Origin of the sequence: Rhodococcus sp. 15-649-2-2 (assembly GCF_002258645.1) — a bacterium.
GTDB lineage: Bacteria > Actinomycetota > Actinomycetes > Mycobacteriales > Mycobacteriaceae > Rhodococcoides.
Map to the genome: position 1 here is coordinate 174,753 of NZ_NPFM01000031.1, position 22,761 is coordinate 197,513.

The following is a 22,761-nucleotide window of genomic DNA, read 5'->3' on the forward strand; positions in this document are numbered from 1 at the left end:
GCCCATGACGGGCCACAACCAGCATCCAGATTCACCGGTCACCGCGCTGACTCCCGACGCTCTAGATCGCCTCGAGACACTCTTCGGGCCCATCGACGAGGATCTGGCGCGGCACTATCCCGGGGACCGCATCGGCGGGCAGCCTTCCCACACCGTGTACGTCTCGGCGGCGGACGCCTCGGCGAACGTGCCCGCCGAGTGGGGCGCAGCATCCTCGGCGATTCTGGACGCTCACCCCGAGGCATTCGACGAACTCGACACTGCGAACGTTCTGCCCCTGGTTCGTGAGCGATTGAGCACGGCCCCCATCCAGGACCTCCGAATCGATTTCGAGGACGGGTACGGATGGCGGTCGGACGTCGTCGAAGACCGTCATGCAACGGCCGCGGGTGCAGCGTTGGCAGCCTTGGCGAAAGATGCCGATGGTCCGACCTGGTTGGGTATTCGTTCCAAAGGACTTGCAGCACACGAGCGTCGGCGCGGGATTCGCACCCTCGAGCTCGTTCTGGACGGGGCCGGGGGAGTGCCCGACGGTTTCGTGTTCACCGTGCCCAAACTGCGGGCCACCTCGCAGGTGGCGGCAGTGGTCGCGTTGTGTGAGGAACTCGAGCACGCGCACGGCCTGCCCGATCGTGCCCTTCGATTCGAGTTGCAGATCGAGAGTCCCCAGGCGGTCATCGGGGCCGACGGCACGACGACTCTCGCGCGGGCGATCACTCGCGCGGACGGTCGCTGCACGTCACTGCACTACGGAACCTACGATTACAGCGCCGCGTGTGGGATCACTTCCGCGCAGCAGTCGCTGGCACATCCGGTGGCGGACCACGCGAAGAACGTCATGCTGGTGGCAGCCGCGCAGACCGGAGTGTGGGTGTGCGACGGCTCGACCCAGGTTGTTCCCACCGGCAGCCCGGAGCAGGTTTCGGCGTCGGCGCGGCGGCACTTCGATCTGGTGACGAGGTCCCTCGAACGCGGTTTCTACCAGGGCTGGGACATGCATCCCGGGCATCTGGTGACGCGGTGGCTGGCCACCTTCGGTTTCTTCCGCCACGCCATGCCGGTCGCGGCTGCTCGACTCGGGGGCTACCTCGATCGTCAGGGCGGTGAGGTGATGGACGAACCCGCCACCGCGCAAGCGTTGGCCGGCGTGCTGGTGCGAGGCCTCGACGCGGGTGCGTTCGGCCTCGCCGAACTGCAGGCAATTGCTTCGGGAATCGACCGAGACGTCCTGCGGGGACTGCTCGATCGATCGGTGACCGTGCCCCTCGGGTGAGGCGCGAACCGGCGCTCCGCTGCCGGGCTGCCTCGAGCGTGTCAGAATTGCCGAGCACCATCACCGATCGGGACGGAGAACTCCAATGCGGTTGTCTCCGCACGAGCAGGATCGACTGCTCGTCAGCTATGCGGCCGAGCTCGCGCGGCGTCGTCAGGCTCGAGGCTTGAAGCTCAATCATCCCGAGGCCATCGCGGTCATCACCGATCACCTTCTCGAGGGTGCCCGGGACGGGCGATCCGTTGCAGACCTGATGTCCTCGGGGCGCGAAATCCTCACTGCCGACGATGTCCTCGGTGGGGTTCCCGAGTTGCTTCCCGAGGTGATGGTCGAAGCGACCTTTCCCGACGGCACGAAATTGATCACCGTGCACGAGCCGATCTCACCCAAGCGAGGTGACGGTCACCTGATTCCCGGCGAGATCATCACCGTCGCAGGGGACATCGAGATCAACGAGGGTGCCGAGGTGATCACGATGGTCGTCGTGAACGGCGGAGATCGGCCGGTTCAGGTGGGCTCACACGTGCACTTCCCACAGTCCAACGCCGCCCTGCAGTTCGATCGTGAACGTGCACACGGCCACCGCCTCGATATTCCGGCGGGCACAGCGGTACGTTTCGAGCCCGGAATCGAACAGACAGTTCGGCTCGTGCCTCTCGGTGGCACGCGCGAGGTCCACGGTTTGAGCATGACACCTCCCGGAAAGTTGGACAGCTGATGGCGCGTCTGAGCCGTAGTCGTTACGCCCAGTTGTTCGGGCCTACCACGGGCGATCGAATTCGCCTGGCAGACACGGATCTTCTGATCGAGGTCACCGAAGACCGCAGCGGCGGACCGGGCAACGCGGGGGAGGAAGCGGTCTTCGGCGGCGGCAAGGTGATCCGCGAATCGATGGGTCAATCGCGTGCTACCCGCGCAGACGGAGCTCCCGACACGGTGATCACCGGGGTGGTTGTAGTCGACTACTGGGGAATCATCAAGGCCGACCTCGGTATTCGCGACGGGCGCATCGTGGCATTGGGCAAGGCAGGCAACCCCGACACCATGACCGGAGTCCATCCCGATCTCGTGATCGGACCCTCGACCGAGATCATCGCGGGCAACGGAAAGATCGTCACGGCCGGCGGCATCGACTGTCACGTCCACCTGATCTGCCCGCAGATCAAGGAGGAAGCTCTCGGCGGAGGCATCACCACCGTGATCGCCGGCGGCACCGGACCCGCCGAAGGAAGCAAGGCCACCACGGTCACCCCGGGTGCATGGCACCTGTCCCGGATGCTCGAAGCTCTCGACGACTGGCCGATGAACATCGTGCTCCTCGGCAAGGGCAACACGGTCAACCCCGACTCCATGTGGGAGCAATTGCGCGCAGGCGCGTCAGGATTCAAGCTGCACGAGGATTGGGGCTCGACCCCTGCTGCGATCGACGCGTGCCTGCGAGTGTGTGAGGACGCCGGTGTGCAGGCCGCGCTCCACTCGGACACCCTGAACGAGGCCGGCTTCGTCGAGACCACTCTCGCTGCGATCGACGGCCGTGGAATTCACGCCTATCACACGGAAGGCGCGGGCGGCGGGCACGCACCCGACATCATCACCGTGGCCGCGCAAGGGCACGTGCTGCCCAGCTCGACCAACCCGACGCGTCCCCATACCGTCAACACCCTGGACGAACATCTCGACATGCTGATGGTGTGCCATCACCTCAGTCCGTCCATTCCGGAGGATCTGGCCTTCGCCGAAAGTCGTATCCGGCCGTCGACCATTGCGGCCGAGGATCTGCTGCACGACATGGGTGCGATCTCGATGATCGGCAGCGATGCGCAGGCAATGGGCCGGATCGGCGAGGTCGTTCTGCGTACCTGGCAGACGGCACACGTGATGAAATCTCGTCGGGGCTTCCTCTCCGGAGACAACGGGGCCGACAACAACCGCGTCATGCGGTACGTCGCCAAGTACACGATCTGCCCGGCCGTGGCCCACGGGCTGGACGACGAGATCGGCTCGATCGAGCCTGGAAAATTAGCCGATCTGGTGCTGTGGGACCCGGCGTTCTTCGGCGTCCGCCCGCACATGGTCGTCAAGGGCGGAATGATCGCCTGGGCGGCTATGGGCGATGCCAACGCGTCCATCCCGACTCCGCAACCCGAGCTTCCGCGTCCGATGTTCGGGGCCTCGCCCAAAGCAGCTGCCGCGACATCGCTGCACTTCGTCGCTCCCCAGGCAATCGAAGATGGACTTGCCGGCCGCCTGAACTGCGATCGCCGGCTCGTTCCGGTCAAGAACGTCCGCAGCATCAGGAAGTCCGACATGGCTCTCAACGACGCCATGCCCGACATCGAGGTGGATCCGGACACGTTCACGGTGCGCATCGACGGCGACGTGTGGAAAGAACAGCCGGCAACCGAACTGCCGATGGCGCAGCGATACTTCCTTTTCTGATGACGGCTGCTCGTCTGCAGGTGACAACGCTTCTCTCTCTTGCCGATTCACGTCTGCCCACCGGTGGACACGTGCATTCCGGTGGAGTGGAGGAGGCGATCGCATCGGGTTTCGTCCGAGACATCGCGACACTCGAGGCTTTCTTGCGACGTCGAATAAGGACCTCCGGTGCCACCATGGCGTCGGTGGCGGCAGCGATCGTCCACGGCTCTCTCGGCACGGAGGGTGCCGACGCCGAGTGTGACGCTCGGACGCCGTCCCCCGCGGCCAGATCCGCGTCACGCGCACAGGGTCGCGGTCTGCTTCGATTGGCCAAATCGGCTTGGCCGCATCATGATTGGACATCGATCGGCCGTAAGCCGCACCTCCCGGTGGCTGCAGGGCATGTGGGGCTCGCGTGCGGGCTGTCGGTTGCCGACGCAGCGGCTGTGCAGGTGTACATCACCATGACCGGGTCGGCGATCGCGGCGCAGCGTCTGCTGGCGCTCGATCCGGCCGAGGTTGCCGCATGCACCATCCGCTTGGGCGACTTCTGTGACGATGTGACTGCCTCGGTGTGCGAGTGCCTACCCGAGCTGATGGAGTTGTCGGATCCGTTGCTGGACATGTTCGCCGAAGCCCACGCCGTCCGCGATCGTCCGTTGTTCGTATCCTGAGATTCCGATCCACTGTTTCGACCGACTGTTCTCGAACGACGAAGGAGATGTCATGCCCCCGCACCTGATCGACGGTGAGCCCCACGACCACGGACTGGATCGTCCGAAACGCGCGCGGGAGGCGGGCGAGGCGCTGCGAGTGGGAATCGGTGGACCGGTCGGTTCCGGAAAGACCGCTTTGGTGGCTGCCCTGTGTCGCCAGCTTCGTGACGAGCTGTCGCTTGCTGTTCTGACCAACGACATCTACACGACCGAGGACGCCGACTTCCTGCGTCGGCATGCGGTGCTGCCGGACGAGCGCATCACGGCCGTACAGACAGGTGGCTGCCCACACACAGCCATTCGCGACGACATCACCGCCAATCTCGACGCCATCGACGACTTGATCGAGAACAATCCGCCCCTGGACCTCATTCTGGTCGAGTCGGGCGGAGACAATCTCACCGCGACGTTCTCGTCCGGTCTCATCGATGTGCAGATCTTCGTCGTCGATGTCGCAGGCGGCGACAAAGTGCCGCGCAAGGGTGGTCCCGGTGTCACATTCTCCGATCTGTTGGTGGTCAACAAGACAGATCTGGCCCCATACGTCGGGGCTGATCTGGGTGTGATGGAACGCGATGCGGCACAGGTGCGCGAGGGCCGACCGACTGCGCTGATCTCACTCACCGACGACCCGGCCGCGACCACGGTACTCGCGTGGATTCGTGAGCAGCTCGAGGTCGTTGCCGACGCCGACGCGCATGCTCACACGCACTGAGCGTCGATGCACACCGAGCTCTGCATCGATGCGAGCCTGCATCGCAGCCCACGCATCACCTCGGTGGGCGGACTTGCCGGCCGCCAGACCGGGGCGGATACGGTCCACCTGATCGGAACCGCCGCAACGCCACTCGGCGGTGACACCATCACCGTCAGAATCTCTGTGGCGGCCGGCGCACACCTGGAAGTCCGCAGCGTCGCGGCGTCACTGGCGATGCCCGGTGGGCAGCAGCGTCATTCGTCGGCGCAGTGGCACGTCGAGGTGGGTGCGGGTGCATCTCTGATCTTCGATCCCGAGCCCATGGTCGTCGTGTCGGACGCATCGCATTCGGTGGTCAATACTATTGCGCTGCAACAGGATTCAACCTTGTGGTTGCGCGAGCGGACGCAGATCGGGCGTTTCGAGGAGGCGTCGGGTCGGTGGACCAGTGCGATGCGATGCGACGTCGGAGACAGTCCTTTGCTGCGCCACCGGGTGGAACTGGGCAACGGATCGATCTCGCACGACGCGTTGTCGGCTCCGCTGTCGATGTCCAGTACGTTGCAGTACCCCGATGATCGTGCGTCCGAGGTCGATCTGCGCGGCGGAAGCGTTCGGCTTGCTTTGGCAGGAGGCGGCTCACTGACCACCTCGGTGGGTCGCCTCCTGCCGCCCAGTGATTCGAGTACGTGAGAGCGGTACGCCGAACGACGAATCGCATCGGCCGACGGTGTCCCGTCGGCCGATGCGATGTCGGAAAGCTGGGGTCAGCGGTGGGTCAGCCCGCTGCCTTCGCGCGTTCCTGTTCCGTCTCGGCGGTGTCCGTCTCGACGGCACCCGCGCGTTCGAGGGAATTCAGTTGTTCGATGGCCAACCTCGCGAACACCTGCTGCTCGGTCGATGCCATCTGGGCGCGACCGCGACCGAGGAAGGTCACGAACCAGGAGATGACGGTCGTGATTCGACTGCGGTAGCCCACGAGGTAGTACAGGTGCAACGCTAGCCACATCAGCCATGCGATGAATCCACCGAACTCGAGCTTGCCGACCTTCGCGACCGCGTTGAACCGCGACACCGTTGCCATCGAGCCCTTGTCGAAGTACTTGAACGGCGCACGCTGAGCGGGGTCGTCCTCGCCCTTCACTGATGCCTTGATCCGCTTGGCGGCGTACGTCGCTCCCTGAATGGCACCCTGCGCCATGCCCGGTACATCCTTGACCGACATGAGGTCGCCGACCACGAACACGTTCGGGTGGCCCTTGACGGTCAGATCGGGTTCGACGAGCACACGTCCGGCGCGGTCGGTCTCCGAACCGGACTGATCCGCGAGTTGCTTGCCGAGGGGGCTGCCCTGAACGCCTGCCGACCAGACCTTGCACTGCGCCTCGATGCGACGCGTCGTGCCGTCCTTCTCCTTGACGGTCAGGCCGTCGTTGTCGACGTCGGTGACCATCGCGTTGAGCTGGATTTCGACGCCGAGCTTCTCGAGTCGTTCCGCGGCCTTGCGGCCGAGCTTCTCGCCCATCGGCGGCAGTACGGCGGGCGCTGCGTCGAGCAGGATCACGCGGGCGTCGCGAGGATCGATGTTGCGGAAAGCTCCGTCGAGGGTGCGATCGGCGAGCTCGGCAATCTGCCCGGCAAGTTCAACACCGGTGGGGCCTGCCCCGACGACGACGAAGGTCATGAGGCGGTCCTTCTCCTCCTGATCGTCGGAGAGTTCCGCCTGCTCGAACGCGCCGAGAATGCGTCCACGCAGTTCGAGTGCGTCGTCGATGGTCTTCATGCCGGGCGCGAACTCGGCGAAGTGATCGTTGCCGAAGTAGGACTGCTGCGCGCCGGCTGCGACGATCAGGCTGTCGAAGGGAGTGACGGTGATGCGCTCGAGCAGCTTCGACGTCACCGTCTTGGCCTCGAGGTCGATGTTCAACACGTCGCCCAGCAGCACCTCGGCGTTCTTCTGCTTGCGGAGAATGACGCGGGTGGTGGGAGCGATCTCGCCGACGGACAGGATGCCCGTCGCTACCTGGTAGAGGAGCGGCTGAAAGAGGTGGTGCGTCGTCTTGGCGACGAGGGTGATGTCGACGTCGGCCTTCTTGAGCGCCTTGACGCCGAACAGACCTCCGAACCCGGAACCGATGACGACGACACGATGACGCTTCGATTCGACCGGTTGGATGCTCATTACCTGCTCCCTAGACGTTGAGATGTAAGCACAACGGTAGCCGCCATCGTTCTCGGCGTCTCGGCAAGGTGGCTGTACCGGTCCAGAGCGGGGAGTGCAGCGGAAACTACCGCCCGCCTACCGCTCGCTTCGCCAGTTCCACGGTCGCGGCCCGTAGTTCCCCAGCCGAGTCGATCGGGGCCGCGTAGCCAACCCTGGTGTACGCGACTCCGCGCGGCGTGAGCACCTTCAGGTCGAGTCCGTAGCGGTCTGCGGCGGTGCATTCGGCGGACGTGGCATCGGGATAGCCACCCAGTTCGCGGGCCATCGCCATCAGAGACGTCGAGTGGTCGGCGTTGAGGTGCTCGATCGCGTACGCGGAGGTGGGCGATACCGGATCGGGTGCGGCCTCGGCGTAGTCCTCGGCAGTTGCCGAATCCATCCGCCCGTATCCACCGACCCAGCGGACCCGATGCACGCGCATGACCCAGAGCGTGAAGTCGCTGTAGTCGAGGTAGTACTTCGCCGCGGGCACCCCCGCGAGATGCGCCTCGCGGGCAGCCGCCAGCTCGTCTCCCTCGGGCCGTTCGACCACGCCGGCCAGAGTGATTCGGCCCGACGCCAACGGATCGGTCTGCGATTGCGGTGCCACGATCGACAGGCTCGCGCGCTGATCGCCGGCGAGGTTGCGCCCGTGCTCGGCCATCCGCGAGACACACAGAACCGGAGCGCCGCCGTGCAATCCGTAGGTGACGAACGATGCCCAGGGATCGCCGTCCGCGGTCAGGCTCGCAAGGGTCGCGATGTTGGTGGACGCGGCGATCGTGCGCGCCTCCTCGGCCGCCGAGGGACGACGGTCGGCGACCACGGGAGACAGGGGAGGGGGAACGGACGGAGTGTCACCGGGGTCGCCGTGATCGAGTGCCATGCGCAGAAGCTTAGGCGACGACCTACAGGAGGTCTCGAGCATGAATCAGAGCGTCGGCGAGCAATGCGACACCGAGCACGACGAAGATGACGCGCACCGTCGGCGGGCCGTACCGCGTCAAGCCACGCACGGTGGTGACGAACGCCCGCCTGGAACGTCGACTCTTCCTCGACGCCAGAATCAGGACGAGGATCGGCGGAATCAGTGCGATCAGGCAGTAGACGACGACTATGGCCGGCCACCACTGCGGGCGGGGAACATAGGTCGAGAGCATCGTCAGCCCGGCGAGGTACGGCACTGCCGTCGGGCCCTGCACCAGACCGATCGTCAACCCCGTCAGGGCGACCACGAGAATGCTGGAGCCGGCTCGGGCGGCCCATGCCGGTGGCCGACGCTCGGCGGTGCGCAGCGCGCCGAGGCTGATCAGGACCAGCCCGGCCACGAACTCCGTGCGATATCGGACCGTGGGAGTGACGGTGAAGTCGAACAGATCCGTGACGAAGTCGATGCCGAGAACGGTGACGATGCCGAACGCCGTCGTCGCCGTGAACACTCCGCCGACGAAGGCCAGCCCGGCTCGGAACGGCGACCGCCGAGTGGTTCTCGAGTGCACCGCAATAGCGGCAGTGACGCCGATCAGCAAGACGTCGAGCGAATCGAGTATCGCAAAGCCGACGATCGCGAGAAGCAAAGTCACCATGGAAGGTTCAGGGTATCGGTCAGGTGAAGTCGATATCTTTCGTCGCCACTGCCGCCGCGATACGTCCGGGCGCGGTCTGGTTGTCCCAGTACAGATTGGTGTGTGCGATGACCTGCTCGGGCAGGGGAGCTCCCCATTTCGTCAGGTCTTCCGTCGTGTGAGCGTCGCTCGCCAGCGTCACGTCGTATCCGCGCACCAGAGCGCCGTGAAGGGTGGATCGGACGCAGAAATCGGTCTGTGCGCCTGCGACCACGACATGCCCGGCTTCGGCCGCTGTCAGCTCCGCCTCCAACGTCGTGTCCTCGAAGGCATCTCCGTGTTTCTTGTGCACGATCGGGTCGCTCGAAGCCACAGGTAGCGCCCCGAGAAGCTCCCACCCGTCCGTCCCGAAGTGCAGTTCCTCTTCGGCCGAGTGCTGTACCCAGATCACCGCAGTACCCGTCTCCCGTGCGCGGGTCACCAGGGACACGATGTTGTCGATCACGCGTTCTCGCTCGTGCGCACCCACCATCACGTCGTTCTGTACGTCGACGATCAGCAGTGCGGTTGCGTGGCGGCCGGGCAGGGTGGTCACGACAATTCCTTCCGAAAGATGTCTCGTCCGATTGCCTGCACGTCAGCTCCCGACGTACGCGGCCAGATGTCGGCCGGTGAGTGTGGAACCGTCCGCCACCAGATCGGACGGCGTTCCTTCGAACACCACGAGTCCGCCGTCGTGTCCGGCACCGGGGCCCAGATCGATGATCCAGTCGGCGTGTGCCATCACCGCCTGGTGATGCTCGATCACGATCACCGACTTGCCCGAGTCGACCAGTCGGTCGAGGAGCCCGAGCAGCTTGTCGACGTCGGCGAGATGCAGTCCGGTGGTGGGTTCGTCCAGCACGTAGACCCCACCCTTGCCTGCCATGTGTGTGGCGAGCTTGAGGCGTTGGCGTTCGCCACCCGAGAGCGTCGTCAGTGGCTGTCCGATCTTCAGGTAGCCGAGCCCGACGTCGTTCAAGCGCTGCAGAATCTTGTGCGCTGGGAGCAGTTTGGCTGCGCCGTCGGAGAAGAACTCCTCGGCCTCTGCGACCGACATGGACAACACCTCGTCGATGTTGCGACCGCCGAAGTGGTACTCGAGTACCGAAGCTTGGAACCGCTTGCCCTCGCACACCTCACACGTCGTGGCCACCCCGGCCATCATCGCGAGGTCGCTGTAGATGACGCCTGCTCCGTTGCACGTCGGGCACGCGCCTTCGGAGTTGGAGCTGAACAGAGCCGGCTTGACGGCATTCTCCTTGGCGAAAGCCTTCCGTATCGGTTCGAGCAATCCGGTGTACGTCGCGGGGTTGCTTCGCCGTGAACCACGGATGGCACCCTGGTCCACCGACACCACATCGTCTGTGCCCGAGAGCGACCCGTGAATCAGCGAGCTCTTGCCCGAGCCTGCGACGCCGGTGACGACGACCAGCACTCCGAGTGGAACGTCGACGTCCACGTCGCGCAGATTGTGTGAGTTCGCACCGCGAATTTCGAGTACTTCCGAGAACCCACGCACCGAGTCCTTGAGCGACGCTCGATCGTCGAAATGCCGACCGGTGACCGTGTCGCTGTGTCGCAATCCCTCGACGGTGCCCTCGAAGCACACGTGCCCGCCCGCGCTGCCGGCACCTGGACCCAGATCCACCACGTGATCTGCGATCGAGATCGTCTCGGGCTTGTGCTCGACGACCAGCACCGTATTTCCCTTGTCTCGCAACTGCAACAGCAGGTTGTTCATCCGTTCGATGTCATGCGGGTGCAAGCCGGTCGTGGGCTCGTCGAACACGTACGTCACGTCGGTCAGCGAGGAGCCGAGGTGGCGAATCATTTTGGTACGCTGGGCCTCTCCACCGGACAACGTCCCCGAGGGACGATCCAGGCTCAGATATCCGAGCCCGATCTCCACGAACGAGTCCAGGGTCTCGCTCAGCGTCGTCAACAATGGTGCCACCGACGGTTCCTTCAGGCCTGCAATCCATGTGGCCAAATCGCTGATCTGCATCGAACAGGCGTCGGCGATGTTGATGCCCTTGATCTTCGACGATCGAGCTCCCTCGTTGAGTCGGGTGCCGTCGCAGTCGGGACACGTGGTGAAGGTGATCGCGCGGTCGACGAAGGCGCGGATATGCGGCTGCATTGCCTCGACGTCCTTGGACAGGAACGACTTCTGGATCTGAGGCACGAGTCCCGAGTAGGTCAGATTTATGCCCTCGACCTTGATCTTCGTGGGCTCGCGGTAGAGCAGATCGTCGAGTTCCTTCTTCGTGTACTTCGCGATGGGCTTGTCCGGGTCGAAGTAACCGCAGCCACGGAAAATTCGGCCGTACCAGCCTTCCATGCTGTAGCCGGGAATAGTGATGGCGTTCTCGTTGAGGGACTTGCTCGCGTCGTACAGGGCGGTGAGATCGAAGTCGCTGACCGAACCTCGGCCCTCGCAGCGTGGGCACATGCCGCCGGTGACGGAGAAGGACTTCTTCTCGGTGGTCTGACGGCCACCCTTGTCCACCTTGTAGGCGCCTGCGCCGGAGACCGACGCAACGTTGAACGAAAAAGCTTGTGCTGAGCCGATATACGGTTTACCGACTCGACTGAAGAGAATGCGAAGCATGGCATTGGCGTCGGTGGCCGTACCGACGGTGGAGTGCGGATTGGCACCCATGCGCTGTTGATCGACGATGATGGCCGTGGTGAGCCCGTCCATGACGTCGACGTCGGGTCGAGCGAGTGTCGGCATGAACCCCTGGACGAAGGCGCTGTAGGTCTCGTTGATCATCCGCTGCGATTCCGCAGCGATAGTGCTGAAGACCAGTGAGCTCTTGCCGGAGCCCGACACACCGGTGAACACGGTGAGCCGTCGCTTGGGCAAGTCCACGTCGATGTCCTGAAGGTTGTTCTGCCGTGCTCCCTGTACACGAATCACATCGTGACTATCGGCAGCGTGCGGTTCCGAGACCTGCGTGACCTTCTTCGTCGCCATGAGCAGTCAGGCTAGTCGCACCGGAATGCCCACGCTTCTCGATTCCTGATCGATTCCGGTGGCGCGCAGTGCCGCGTCCAATCGCCTCAGGTCGGTCGTCGACGATTCGAGAAGTGGACGGCGGACGGTTGCGTCGGACAGCACACCGATCCTGACCAGTGCAGCCTTGGCCATGATGGCTCCCTGCGTCGTACGCATGACGGCGTCGGTGAGCGGCAACAGTGCCCGCTGTACTGCGTTTGCCCGATCCAGGTCGCCGGTCCGGACGGCTTCGATCATCTCGGCGTACCGGTCGGCCACGGCGTTGCCGGTGACACTGACCAATCCTGTTGCGCCACAGCAGAGATAAGGGAGGGCAAGCTCGTCGATTCCGCAGTAGTAGGCAAGCTCCGTCGAGGCCATGACGGTCATGGCTTCGTAGAGGTCGCCCTTTGCGTCTTTGACAGCCCTGATCGAGGGATGCCGGGACAGTTCGATCAACGTCGCCTGCTCGATGGCGATGCCCGTGCGCGCCGGGACGTCGTACATCATGACTGGAAGCCCACCTGCTCCGGCGATGTCGACGATGTGCGCCACAATGCCCGCCTGGGTGGGGCGCGAATAGTGGGGAGCACTGATCAGTAGTGCATCGGCACCGGCCGCTGCAGCGGACCGAGCCATGTCCATTCCCGCCGCCGTGTCGTTGGTACCGAGTCCGGCGATCACCCGAAAGGCATCGTTCGAGTGCTCTCGGGCCTGCGTGATCAGCCCCGACAGCTCGTGGGAGGTCAGAGTCGGTGCTTCACCGGTGGTGCCGCCGACGACGACTCCGTCGCATCCGGTCGACAGCAGGTGCACGAGCAGTGCATCGACGCCGGCGCGATCGATAGTTCCGTCCGGGTGCATGGGCGTCACCATGGCGACGACATTGGTACCGAAAATCGACGAGGAAGAAGGCGCGGAATTGGTCACCAGGTGAGTGTGGTCCGCCCAACACCTACGGTCCAGCGATGGATTATCGGCAATATTGCGTAGTGTTGCTTCATGATCGATGTGAACGCACTCCATGCCCTGCGCGCGGTAGCTGCCCTGGGCACCCTGGCCAGGGCGGCCGATGAGCTCGGATACACCTCGTCGGCCATTTCCCAGCAGATCAAGCGGCTCGAACGGCAGATCGGGACGCCGGTACTGGCGCAGGCCGGCCGAGGCGTCGTACTCACCCCGGCCGGTCGAGCGGTGGTCGACTCTGCGGACGAGGTGTTCCATGCCCTCGAGCGCTGCGTGGAGTCGGCGCGCTCCGCCGACGAAGGCGTCGCTCGTGGGGTCGTGCGCCTCGTCGGCTTCTCGACCGCCCTTCGCGGTCTGGTGGCACCTGCGCTGAGCCGACTTCACCGGCGGTATCCCGATCTGACCGTCCAAGTCAGCGAGGAAGATCCCGATCGCGCCCTGCACAGCGTCCACGCGGGTGCCGCCGACTTGGCGCTGGTGCACGACGCCGACGGTGTACCGGCAGCGGCGCCGCCCTCGATCGTCCGACGACCGATCCATACCGACTACGGCGACGTGATCATGAAACGTACTCATCCACTCGCCGGATGCGAGTCTGCGCTGGCCCATTCCGAACTCGCCCGCTACCCGTGGGTGACGAGCCCGGCGGGAACGGTGTGCCATCAGTGGTTCCGTCGACTGTTCGCCGACACACCCACCGACGTAGTCGTTCGCCATCTCGTCGATGATTTCTCGACCCAGCTCGCACTGGTCGAAGGGGACGACGTTCTTGCGCTCGTTCCTCGTCTCGCACGGCCGGTTCTGAGCGCCGGCCTCGTTGCAGTGTCACCGGCACGCACTCCCACGCGTGAGGTGCAGGCGGCCTGGAGGCACAGTGCGAATGCGAGCCCCGCAATTCACGCGGTACTGGACGTCCTGAACCCGGCCTCGAGCTGAGAGGTCAGAATTGTCAGCCGCCCGGTAGCTCGTGTCATTGCCACGTACCGGTCGACAGCACCGGCGATTCCGGACCCGAACGACTCCGGGTCGACGAGGACGACCAGGTCGAATTCGAGCCCCTTGGTCAGTTGGGGCGTCAGTGAGCGTATGCGTTCCGATCCCGCGAACGTAGGATCGCCTATGACACAGCCGATTCCGCTGGCGTTCGATTCCATCCACCTTTCCAGGATCGACGACAGATCTGCCGAGTTGCCGTACTCGACAGGCACACCGCTACTGCGAATCGATACCGGGACGTTGGCGTCCGGCAACACTGCACGGATCACCGGCTCGGCCACCGCCATCACTTCTCGCGGGGTGCGGTAGTTGACGCCGAGGGTGGCAACGTCGATGTGGTCGATCCCCACTCGTCCGAGCCGTTCGAGCCAGGATTCGGAGAACCCACGACGCGACTGCGCGCGGTCTCCGACGACAGTGACGCTGCCCGAAGGGCAGCGTCGACACACCATGTGCCACTGCGCATCCGTCAGCTCCTGAGCCTCGTCCACGACAATGTGTGCGAACGGTCCGGCCAGTGGGTCGATGGGGATCTCCTCGAATCCGGCTCGATCGACGAGCGCATCGCGAATTCCGTCCTGGCGAAGCTGTGCAGCCATCATGTCGTCGTCGTCGGCAGCCATGAGTTCGTCGACGACGCGATCCATCCGCGTCCGCTCGACTGCCGACGCTGCCTCGCGGCGTTCCGTGCGCCGCGCATGCTCGGGATCTCCGAGCCGCATGCGCGCAGCGTCGAGCAGGGGTAGATCGGCCAGTGTCCATCGCGTCGGATCGGTTCGTTGCAGCATGCGCACCTGCTCGGCACTCAGCCAGGGTGCACATCGACGGAGATACGCCGGCACGCTCCACAAGTCGGCAACGAGGTCGGCGGCCTCGATGATTGTCCATGATCTTTCGAGCGTCCGACGTAGATGCTCGTTGCGCTGCAGAGACCGTCGTACTTCCTGGGTGGACTCGCCGCCGTCGTATCGCTCCGTGAGAATTGTGAGGAGTAGGTCCCAGATCTGTTCTCGTGCCTCGTTGTGCGGAGTACCGGGCTCGGCTGCCCCGAACGCTTCGATCCAATCGTCCGGGGTGAGTCTCAGGTCGGCCCATTCTGTTTCCACGATCATGTTCCGGGTGGGCGGTTGCTCGTAGAACGCGACGGCCGCGGCGATTGCGTCGATCATTCCGAGAGTGGACTTCAGTTGCGCCACAGCAGGATCGGGCTCTTCTGTTGCGTTCGTTCCTTCTGAAACGAGGTCCTGGAGGGTGCAGGTGTGTACACCGTCTTCGCCGAGACTCGGCAGGACGTCGGAGACATAGGCGAGGTACGGCTCGTGCGGGCCCACGAACAGAACTCCGCCCCGGTTGTGTCCTATGCGTGAATCCGTGTACAGAAGATAGGCAGTACGGTGAAGAGCGACAACCGTTTTCCCGGTTCCCGGCCCACCGTCGACGACGAGAGCTCCGCGCGCATCTGCTCGGATGATCGCGTCCTGATCCGCTTGCACTGTGCCCAGTACGTCCCGCATCCGCGCCGAACGTTCGGTACCCAAGCTGGCGATGAATGCCGACTGATCGTCGAGCGCCGCATCGGAGTCGATCCCCGTCGAGTCGAAGACCTCGTCCCAGTAATCCGTGATGACGCCGTTCGTCCATCGATAGCGTCGGCGACTCTGGAGCCCCATGGGGTTGGCGTGGGTGGCACCGAAGAAGGGCTCGGCAGCGGGGGAGCGCCAGTCCACCAGAAGTTGCTCGCCCGAGTTCCCCAACAGTCCGAGGCGCCCGATGTAGACGGGCTCGTCCGAGTCGACGGGCACGATGCGACCCAGGCACAGATCGATCCCGTAGCGATGTAGTGAACGAAGACGCCCGCGCAGACGATGGACCTCGAAGTCTCGCTCCATCACCTCCTGGCCCATCCGGCCCGACGACTTCTGGATGGTGTTCAGCCGATCCGTCGTATCGGATCGAGACGTCTCGATACTCGAACAGATTTCTGAAAAGTGTTGCTGATCAACCTCGATCAGCTCTGGATCGCGCTTGCGAGAGAGACTATCGGGCAGGTCGAAGACGCGTGGGCGCACAGGATTCACAGAACTCCGATCGACTGATTCATGACGGTAGCGAGCCATTCTGAGCCCTGTACGGGGTCTTGCCGCAAGCCCCGGGGTGCGCTATACATTGAAAGTGGAAAGAGGTGATCCTCGCTTTCCGAACCCATGGCCCGATCGCACGTCTGTGCTACTGCCTGGATGTCTTGTTCTTGCCGGAACCGGCTTGCTTGCCGCTGGCGCAGATCAACTCGTGCGGAAATCCAGGATTACACGTCGTCTGCAGCGACCATCATCGAAGAGACTGCGAGACAACTCATACGATTCCAGGATCACGCTACGAGACCTCTGCCGCGATGAAGTTCGAGTCGGTAGATGATGCCGCCGAACAGGATGCGTTGCACGGTCTCGTCGGCGAAGTAGCTGTCGATGTCGTTCGGCTGCAGTGTCGGATTGTTGTCGAGGTGTTCACGCAGCACGATCAGCACGCTGTCGACGGTGAGTACGAACCGCTCGCCGCCGAGGTCGGTAATCGCCGCCCGAGCGACGCCGTCCCATTCCTCGACACGCGCCCAGTGGCGAATTCCGCATCCCTCCACGGCCTCGATCAGCAGGCGCTCCGCGAAAGGCGACAACGATGCGCGATCGGCACGGGCCGCTCTCACCGACGTCAGAGCCTGACGGTAGGGGAGCAGGTGCGATTGTGCGTAGGCTCGTGCTGCTCGCTTCTCGGCGTGGTTCTTGGTCACCGTAGTTCCGAATTCTGTGCAGCGGCCCCGCGGCACCACTGCACCGGTCGGAGGTCGAGGACACGGCGTGCAGCAACGAACAAAAAGGTCTTCGATCGCAGATCCGTAAAAGACCTTGCCCGTCGAGCGCTGGCGGAGGCGACGCGGGTGCCTGCTGCAGCTGGGGTGGCTATGCGAGTAGCTCTGCTTCGGCACGTTATCACGAACGTGGTGGCTGCTCGTCACTCATGGATCGGTGAGCAGCAAATCTGCGATCGCGTCGGCATCGACCGGACGTCCCAACAGGAACCCTTGGGCGAAATCGCATCCGGCAGCGGCCAATGCCTCGAGTTGTTCCTCGGTCTCGACCCCTTCCCCGACGACGGTGACATCGAACGCCCGGGCGAGTGCAACGATCGCCGAGATGATGGCGCAGGCGCGTGGGGCCGGCAGCCGGGCGATATACGACCTGTCGATCTTGAAACTCTCGAACATGGGATAGCGGTCGAGATACGACATGGAACTGTGTCCCTTTCCCATGTCGTCGAGCAGCAGAGTGACACCCATCGAATGCAGCGTGGAGACGGTGTCGGCAACTCGTTCGGTGTCCGCGACCCAGACGGTTTCGGTGACCTCCAAACCGAGGGCGAAGGCGGGAAGTCCCGTGTCTGCCAACACGGACGCAACCTCTTTCGGAAAATCCGGATCTCGAAGCTGGAGTGCGCTGACGTTGACGCGAACGACGATGTCGGAGAACGTGCGCCATCGTGCCGCAGCGGCACACGCGGTGCGAAGAGCCCAGGTGCCCAATGGCGTTGCAAGGCCCGTTCTCTCGGCGACGCTGACGAATTCGCTGGGTTCTATCGGTCCGAGGTGGTGGTGATTCCAGCGAGCCAGCGCCTCGACCGCAACGACCTTCCGAGTCGCGATCTCCACCAGCGGTTGATAAGCCAGCGTGAGTTCGTTCGCTTTCAAGGCCGCCCTGAGATCTATCGAGAGTGACCTGATGCGATCGGCGTCGTAGAGATCGGTTGGATCGAAGACGGCATGGCCGCCAGTACCGCTGTCCTTCGCGCGGTACATGGCCAGGTCCGCACGGTGAATGAGCTCCTGTCGCGTCGAATTCCGGTCGGACACAGCGATGCCGATACTCGCGCTGAGGGGAATCGGAACGTCGACGGCAGAAAACGGCACCGCGATCGAACTCGAGATGTGCCGCGCGAGTTCTTTCGCATGCTCGACGCTGTCCACTCCCTCACACACGATCAGGAACTCGTCTCCGCCAAGGCGCGCAACTGTATCGGCTTCCCGAATTGCCGAGGCAAGTCGATCGACGAATTTGACCAGCGCCCTGTCACCGGCATCGTGGCCCAGGCTGTCGTTGATGATCTTGAAGTCGTCGATGTCGAGCAACAGCAGCGCAACCGTGCCGAACTGTTGCCGCGCGCGAACCAGCGCAGCGTCGATGACGTCGTAGGCGAGCGTTCGGTTCGGCAGACCGGTGAGTGCGTCGTGTGTACTGCGTCGTCTCAGCTGGCGTTCCAGATCGATCCTTCTCATTGCCGCGGAGACGATCCCAGCGACGGAACCGAGAAACGACACCTCCTCGTCGCGGTAGAGACGGGCCTCCACGCTGTGGATTGTGAGCACACCCCAGGCGGCGCCGGCAACGTCGAAGATCGGAACTCCCACTCCGCTGCGCAGCCCGAAAGCAGCCATCGTCTCGGTGCGAAAACGCGTCTCGACAGTGCGGTCGTTGCACACGGCCGGCTCGGAGTTCGCCAGGACGAACCCCATCAGCGACCCGTCTCCCGGTGGAACATCGTGCCGTATACCGAGTGCGCCGCTTGCTGCGTCCATGGTCAGGTAAGGATCGTCCGGGCGTTCGAGATGGGAAATCGCCGAGTTTCCGACACCGATCAAGGTTGCGGCGGTATCGGTGGCGGCGGTGAGCAGTGTCGGTAGGTCTGCGATGACGGCGAATCTGCTGAGATCGGCAAGAGCCTTCTGCTCTCGAGCATGCCGACCTGCGAGGAGGACATCGGCGGCCATCCGAGCATTGCGCTGTTCGGCGGTGTGACGATGACGAATGATGGATGCAACCAAGTCGGGCCCACCGTCGCCGGAATCGATCGAATAGGCGGTCACCATCACCGGAATTGCGGCACCGGTCACCTGATGGCGTAATTCGCAGTATCCCTCCCATCTTCCGTCGATGCGCAGACCGTCACCGATATCTGCCGCGAGATCGAGCCCACCCGGGGTGAGGAATTCGAGCGCACTCAACTCCATGACAGTGGATAGGCTCGTCGATCCGATCAGTTCCAAGCCTGCAGGATTGATATAGAGGATTTTTCCCGAGAAATTGGACAGGGAAGCGAAGTCCGGGAATCGATCGAGAAACGACCGAAGGCTCACCGGATCGCCCGTGAGATTGTTCACCGGTCCTCCGATCCGGCTCGCCCGTGATCCGAGCACTGCCGAGCCAATGCTATTCGGCGGGTGCGGTGCGTGTGCACGATTGCCACGACGGGCCCCGAACTATCTGCTCGACACGCATGAATCCGAGCGACGGCCGGCGTAGTGGACAACACTCGTGCACAGGCGGAGTTGATGGCAACGGGTGCGGCTTCGGAGGCGCGCCGACGGTCCTTCGGGGTCTACGGTCGTGTGCGAGGCTGTCGAGCCACGAAGATCGCGACATTGCCGACCATAGTCACCTCGACTTGCTCGAATGTTTCGGACAGTGACCGGCGAAGGCCGGGCAGATCGTCCTGGCGATTTCCGAACACGCCGGTTTGGTTGTAGGCGAACATCAGCGCCTTGCCGAGGACGGTGAAGCTCTGGTCCGCACCGATCACGGTCGATCCGAACAGCACTCCCTCCGGCGTCAGCTTCTCCGCGAGGTTTGTCAGGGCAGCAGCCTTGGTGGACCAGTCGCCGGGGAGGCAGTGCAGAACGTAATTGATCGACACCGAGTCGAACTTTTCGATGCTCTTGTCCAATGGCACCAGAACATCGTGTTCGATCAGCGTAAGCGGAACATCCAGTCGGGATGCCGTGTGATCGAGCGAGTTGGCGTTGAGGTCGAGGAGGGTGAGGTCGATATCGGTGGGCAGGTCGATGTTGGCGAGGGCCCAGCCGGATCCAGGGCCGACCTCCAGGTGACGGTGGCCGATGTGGCGACGGTAGAGATCGACGAAATGAGCTCTGTTGCAACGCCATCCGAAACTGTTCGACAGTCGGATCACCCACAGGTCGTACAGTCGTAGGACAAGCTTGGTGTACGGGGCCGCCCCCGCTCGGGTGGATAGCGTTGTCATGTGGTCGTTCGCCTCTCAGAACTTCCGGGAGTTACGGAAGTGTCACCACACCACAGTGGTGTCTTCGACGCGAACTCGACCGAAGAATCTGTTCGTGATGTCGCCCCCGGAATGGTCGAAGCCGGCGACGATCGATGCGAGCTCGTCCACGAGAGCGCGAAGCGCAGGGGAGTAGATATCGATTCCGCTGTCGCGGAACCAGCCCCAAGCGGGTGGAATGCAGCTGATCGTGACGACGATTTCGCAACCGTGGTGTACTTCGACTTCGATCCGAATGTTTTTGGGTGCGTCGCGAACTGGATCGACTGGGGTGATCCCGGAGGATTCGGTAGCGGAGGGCCGGTAGATGCGGGTCATCGTGATGTCGTCGCGAATCATCTCGGCGATGCTGTCCAGTCCCGAATGTCGGCCGAGACGGCCGTGGCTCGAACCGTACTGTCGATGAGTGTCGGTGATCGGCCGCGAGGTGCGAAGTATCCGATTCAGCATGCGCTGCGCCGTGTCCCGTTCCGAGCTGCCTGTGCGGGGGTGGTCGATCAACGTTCGCAGCCGTGAGACTCTGACTGCGGGGTCGGTTGCCATGGGCCGAGAATATCGCGCACGCGGCATCGGCGGCACATATCCTGATTCCATGGAGTCCGTCGACGTCGTCATCCGCTCGGTCGACGCCAAGGAAGTACATGATCCGCAGAAATTGGCGTCGATCTGGGTTCGCTCGACTGACCTGCGCGACGGATGCGCGGAACCGACACGCGTGTCACGGGCGGTGGACGGCATTCGGCGAAGGATCGAACTGGACGATGCCCGTGCTCTCGTGGCCGAGTGCGCGGGCGACATTGTCGGTTTCGTACTGTGCGCCGTTCAGGGCGACGTTCTGGAAGTCTTCTATCTGGCAGTCGATCCGGAAATGTGGGGGCGGGGGATCGCCACATGCTTGCTGCACGCGGTCGACACTCATGCCGGTTCCGTCGGATGCGATACCTGCGAGCTGTGGGTAATCGACGACAACGAACGTGCCGTCGGTGTGTACGAGGGCGCAGGATGGCTCAGAACGGATATGACGCAGATGGACACGGGTTCTCGTCGACTCAAGCGGAGACTGTTCCGTCGGACGCCCGGCAGTCGCGGTCACGTCCTCTTGCGATGAAACACGTTCGCGAAATCTAGCTTTCGTCGAATTTCGATGAGGCGATCGACGTTCTGGCGAGGCCCGCCACGACCGACCCGACGACCCACTCGTCGCCTGATATCTGGCGCTTGCCCTCACCAGCGCCGGAAAGGCGGTGCCTGCCGTTGCTCTCCTTCTGGAAACGGCGGTGAACCACATAGCCGACGAGCCCCTTCAGAACGGCCGGTGGGCGCTGACGAATTACGCCCAGGCGCTGCGGTACGGGTACTGGTCACCGGAACCAGGCACACAAGCGACGTCCGCTGCGGCGAGTCGAGCCCCGTCCAACGATCGCTGACTAGTTTCGGTCGACTCCGCCTAAGAGGTACCGAGATTCGGACGCGTTGCGGGGTGCACTGGGAACAGTCCAGACTGAAGCAATCATGACGAACGACGACTTTCGAGCAAATCCGCGCACAGTGAGGACGAGACGGACTGCACCGCTGGAGGCTGCGGTCGAACTGACGTCCAGTGGCGTACCTGTTTCCGAGCGTGACTTCTTCATCGAAGAGTTCCGTGGGGTCACCATCGTGGTTGCCTTACCCGTCGTGAGCGCCGCTGGGCTGCAAGCAGTCAGCCGCACGGTGGGTGAGTTCGGTACGGGGGATACGCGGTTCATTTTTGTCGTTCCTTCCGACTGCGTTTCGAAGACCGCCACTGCGATCGGTGGTCTGGCCATGGACGGTTCGACGGCGTGGACCGACGAGGCAGTTGCCCGTCTGTGGCTCGCTATCGCGGACTCGGAATGCGTCGTGATCGGGACCGAGGCTTCCGACGTCGCGCGCACGGCCGGGTCTGTAGCTGCAAGCGTTCGGGCATCCAAGATGGTGCTCACCGATCCGGGCGGCGGCTGGGGGACTCCACCTCGAAGCTTCGCGGATATCGACGTGCACCGCGAACGTTTGTCCAGTCACCTGGCCGAACGAGGGCTCGAGGATTTCCCGTACGCGGCACAGGACGCGCTTGCAGGCGGTGCATACAGCGTAAACCTCTGCCGTGCAGAAGATCTCGAATTCGAGCTGTTCACCTTCGACGGCCGCGGCACCGTCCTGACCCAGGGGCGGTACCTCCATTTGGCCTCGCTTCAGGTGGACGATTTTCCAGCAATCGAGGCGCTGGTCGCGCAGGGAGTCCGCGAAGGGGTTCTCAAGCGGCGCAGCCGAATCGAGATCGCGAGGATGGCTGCCGGAGGGCTCGGTGCTCGGGTTCTGCGCACTGGGCACCTGGCCGGCATCGTCGGACTCGAGGTGGACCGATACGCCGGGACAGGATTCGGCGAGGTGTCGGGCTTGATCACGGTCGCAGAGTTTTCCGGTCTCGGCGCTGGGGGCCTACTGATCGACGGATTGATGGATCTCTGTCGCGAGCGGGGGATCGCGAACCTGTTCGCAGTGACCGTCAGCGGTGAGGCTGCAGATTTCTTCGGCCGACGGGGATTCCGTGAAGTGGGACGCCAGGATGTCCCTGCCGCGAAATGGAATCACTACGACGCCGATCGGCTGGAGTCCGCTCGTTGTTTTCTGCGGTCTGTCCCGGCAACCGCGGGGAGTGTTTCCCAGGGCACGTGAAGGCGAGTGTCGGGCAAGTTCACCGGTGTGCCGACCCAGTGTTGACCTTCCCCCTGGG

General features: G+C 63.6%; 20 protein-coding genes. 9 read left to right on the forward strand and 11 right to left on the reverse strand.

All coding sequences use genetic code 11. The features are described from left to right. Positions 1 to 4: 4 nt before the first annotated feature. The 6 genes from CH305_RS21695 (at position 5) to CH305_RS21720 (ending at position 5,800) form a co-directional block, all read left to right on the forward strand. Positions 5 to 1,273 (forward strand): aldolase/citrate lyase family protein, encoded by a 1,269-nt coding sequence (locus tag CH305_RS21695; protein ID WP_094610415.1) that lies wholly within the window; start codon positions 5 to 7, stop codon positions 1,271 to 1,273. Between the two features lie 85 nt (positions 1,274 to 1,358). After that, positions 1,359 to 1,991 (forward strand): urease subunit gamma, encoded by a 633-nt coding sequence (locus tag CH305_RS21700; protein WP_052058378.1) that lies wholly within the window; start codon positions 1,359 to 1,361, stop codon positions 1,989 to 1,991. Further along, positions 1,991 to 3,712, forward strand: coding sequence for an urease subunit alpha (locus tag CH305_RS21705; RefSeq protein WP_037150374.1), 1,722 nt, complete (start codon positions 1,991 to 1,993; stop codon positions 3,710 to 3,712). The genes CH305_RS21700 and CH305_RS21705 overlap by 1 nt, the downstream gene beginning before the upstream one ends. Then, on the forward strand, positions 3,712 to 4,368 hold the full coding sequence (locus CH305_RS21710) for an urease accessory protein UreF (RefSeq protein WP_094610339.1): 657 nt from the start codon (positions 3,712 to 3,714) through the stop codon (positions 4,366 to 4,368). Before CH305_RS21705 ends, CH305_RS21710 begins: the two co-directional genes overlap by 1 nt. Before the next feature lie 52 nt (positions 4,369 to 4,420). Beyond that, the gene (gene ureG, locus CH305_RS21715; RefSeq protein ID WP_094610340.1) at positions 4,421 to 5,125 is read left to right on the forward strand and encodes an urease accessory protein UreG; all 705 of its coding nucleotides are present in this window, start codon (positions 4,421 to 4,423) and stop codon (positions 5,123 to 5,125) included. A 6-nt stretch (positions 5,126 to 5,131) separates the two neighbouring features. Next, the gene (locus CH305_RS21720) at positions 5,132 to 5,800 is read left to right on the forward strand and encodes an urease accessory protein UreD (RefSeq protein WP_094704872.1); all 669 of its coding nucleotides are present in this window, start codon (positions 5,132 to 5,134) and stop codon (positions 5,798 to 5,800) included. 85 nt (positions 5,801 to 5,885) lie between these two features. On the opposite strand, the gene CH305_RS21725 is transcribed toward CH305_RS21720, so the two are convergent. The 6 genes from CH305_RS21725 to dapA form a co-directional block, all read right to left on the reverse strand. Continuing rightward, positions 5,886 to 7,289 carry an NAD(P)/FAD-dependent oxidoreductase gene (locus tag CH305_RS21725; RefSeq protein ID WP_032403457.1) on the reverse strand — a complete coding sequence of 468 codons (1,404 nt, stop codon included), beginning with the start codon at positions 7,287 to 7,289 and terminating at the stop codon, positions 5,886 to 5,888. A gap of 106 nt (positions 7,290 to 7,395) precedes the next feature. Then, positions 7,396 to 8,196 (reverse strand): HugZ family protein, encoded by an 801-nt coding sequence (locus CH305_RS21730; protein WP_094704873.1) that lies wholly within the window; start codon positions 8,194 to 8,196, stop codon positions 7,396 to 7,398. 22 nt (positions 8,197 to 8,218) lie between these two features. Beyond that, a complete protein-coding gene (locus tag CH305_RS21735) occupies positions 8,219 to 8,896 on the reverse strand; it encodes a GAP family protein (protein WP_094704874.1) in 678 nt (225 codons plus the stop codon). Positions 8,897 to 8,915: 19 nt separating this feature from the next. Then, positions 8,916 to 9,470, reverse strand: a complete 555-nt coding sequence (locus CH305_RS21740) for an isochorismatase family protein (protein WP_094704875.1) — start codon at positions 9,468 to 9,470, stop codon at positions 8,916 to 8,918. 42 nt (positions 9,471 to 9,512) lie between these two features. Then, positions 9,513 to 11,897 carry an excinuclease ABC subunit UvrA gene (locus CH305_RS21745; protein ID WP_094704876.1) on the reverse strand — a complete coding sequence of 795 codons (2,385 nt, stop codon included), beginning with the start codon at positions 11,895 to 11,897 and terminating at the stop codon, positions 9,513 to 9,515. Between the two features lie 6 nt (positions 11,898 to 11,903). Next, entirely contained in the window at positions 11,904 to 12,848 is a 945-nt protein-coding gene (dapA, locus tag CH305_RS21750; RefSeq protein ID WP_256983948.1) for a 4-hydroxy-tetrahydrodipicolinate synthase, read from the reverse strand. 72 nt (positions 12,849 to 12,920) lie between these two features. Between dapA and CH305_RS21755 the strand changes: the two genes are divergently transcribed. Then, positions 12,921 to 13,820, forward strand: a complete 900-nt coding sequence (locus CH305_RS21755; RefSeq protein ID WP_094704878.1) for a LysR family transcriptional regulator — start codon at positions 12,921 to 12,923, stop codon at positions 13,818 to 13,820. Here CH305_RS21755 and helR read toward each other — a convergent pair. The 5 genes from helR to CH305_RS21780 all read right to left on the reverse strand — a co-directional run bounded on the left by helR (position 13,781) and on the right by CH305_RS21780 (position 20,549). After that, positions 13,781 to 15,958, reverse strand: a complete 2,178-nt coding sequence (gene helR, locus CH305_RS21760; protein WP_094704879.1) for an RNA polymerase recycling motor ATPase HelR — start codon at positions 15,956 to 15,958, stop codon at positions 13,781 to 13,783. The genes CH305_RS21755 and helR overlap by 40 nt on opposite strands. Positions 15,959 to 16,248: 290 nt before the next feature. Continuing rightward, positions 16,249 to 16,665, reverse strand: a complete 417-nt coding sequence (locus CH305_RS21765; protein ID WP_032403697.1) for a hypothetical protein — start codon at positions 16,663 to 16,665, stop codon at positions 16,249 to 16,251. A gap of 225 nt (positions 16,666 to 16,890) precedes the next feature. After that, positions 16,891 to 19,086, reverse strand: coding sequence for a bifunctional diguanylate cyclase/phosphodiesterase (locus tag CH305_RS21770; RefSeq protein WP_094705230.1), 2,196 nt, complete (start codon positions 19,084 to 19,086; stop codon positions 16,891 to 16,893). Between the two features lie 218 nt (positions 19,087 to 19,304). Further along, the gene (locus tag CH305_RS21775; RefSeq protein WP_094610347.1) at positions 19,305 to 19,967 is read right to left on the reverse strand and encodes a class I SAM-dependent methyltransferase; all 663 of its coding nucleotides are present in this window, start codon (positions 19,965 to 19,967) and stop codon (positions 19,305 to 19,307) included. A 42-nt stretch (positions 19,968 to 20,009) separates the two neighbouring features. Next, on the reverse strand, positions 20,010 to 20,549 hold the full coding sequence (locus CH305_RS21780; protein ID WP_094705232.1) for a hypothetical protein: 540 nt from the start codon (positions 20,547 to 20,549) through the stop codon (positions 20,010 to 20,012). A 49-nt stretch (positions 20,550 to 20,598) separates the two neighbouring features. Between CH305_RS21780 and CH305_RS21785 the strand changes: the two genes are divergently transcribed. Further along, a complete protein-coding gene (locus CH305_RS21785) occupies positions 20,599 to 21,114 on the forward strand; it encodes a GNAT family N-acetyltransferase (protein WP_179278372.1) in 516 nt (171 codons plus the stop codon). A gap of 404 nt (positions 21,115 to 21,518) precedes the next feature. Next, positions 21,519 to 22,703: a GNAT family N-acetyltransferase gene (locus CH305_RS21790; protein ID WP_094705234.1), complete on the forward strand. Its 1,185-nt coding sequence runs from the start codon at positions 21,519 to 21,521 to the stop codon at positions 22,701 to 22,703. Positions 22,704 to 22,761: the final 58 nt, after the last annotated feature.

Coding starts and splice junctions, on each gene's coding strand:
- CH305_RS21695 (WP_094610415.1), top strand. CDS start 5: ATGACGGGCCACAACCAGCATCCAGATTCACCGGTCACCGCGCTGACT.
- CH305_RS21700 (WP_052058378.1), top strand. CDS start 1,359: ATGCGGTTGTCTCCGCACGAGCAGGATCGACTGCTCGTCAGCTATGCG.
- CH305_RS21705 (WP_037150374.1), top strand. CDS start 1,991: ATGGCGCGTCTGAGCCGTAGTCGTTACGCCCAGTTGTTCGGGCCTACC.
- CH305_RS21710 (WP_094610339.1), top strand. CDS start 3,712: ATGACGGCTGCTCGTCTGCAGGTGACAACGCTTCTCTCTCTTGCCGAT.
- ureG (WP_094610340.1), top strand. CDS start 4,421: ATGCCCCCGCACCTGATCGACGGTGAGCCCCACGACCACGGACTGGAT.
- CH305_RS21720 (WP_094704872.1), top strand. CDS start 5,132: ATGCACACCGAGCTCTGCATCGATGCGAGCCTGCATCGCAGCCCACGC.
- CH305_RS21725 (WP_032403457.1), bottom strand. CDS start 7,289: ATGAGCATCCAACCGGTCGAATCGAAGCGTCATCGTGTCGTCGTCATC.
- CH305_RS21730 (WP_094704873.1), bottom strand. CDS start 8,196: ATGGCACTCGATCACGGCGACCCCGGTGACACTCCGTCCGTTCCCCCT.
- CH305_RS21735 (WP_094704874.1), bottom strand. CDS start 8,896: ATGGTGACTTTGCTTCTCGCGATCGTCGGCTTTGCGATACTCGATTCG.
- CH305_RS21745 (WP_094704876.1), bottom strand. CDS start 11,897: ATGGCGACGAAGAAGGTCACGCAGGTCTCGGAACCGCACGCTGCCGAT.
- CH305_RS21755 (WP_094704878.1), top strand. CDS start 12,921: ATGATCGATGTGAACGCACTCCATGCCCTGCGCGCGGTAGCTGCCCTG.
- CH305_RS21775 (WP_094610347.1), bottom strand. CDS start 19,967: ATGACAACGCTATCCACCCGAGCGGGGGCGGCCCCGTACACCAAGCTT.
- CH305_RS21780 (WP_094705232.1), bottom strand. CDS start 20,549: ATGGCAACCGACCCCGCAGTCAGAGTCTCACGGCTGCGAACGTTGATC.
- CH305_RS21785 (WP_179278372.1), top strand. CDS start 20,599: ATGGAGTCCGTCGACGTCGTCATCCGCTCGGTCGACGCCAAGGAAGTA.
- CH305_RS21790 (WP_094705234.1), top strand. CDS start 21,519: ATGACGAACGACGACTTTCGAGCAAATCCGCGCACAGTGAGGACGAGA.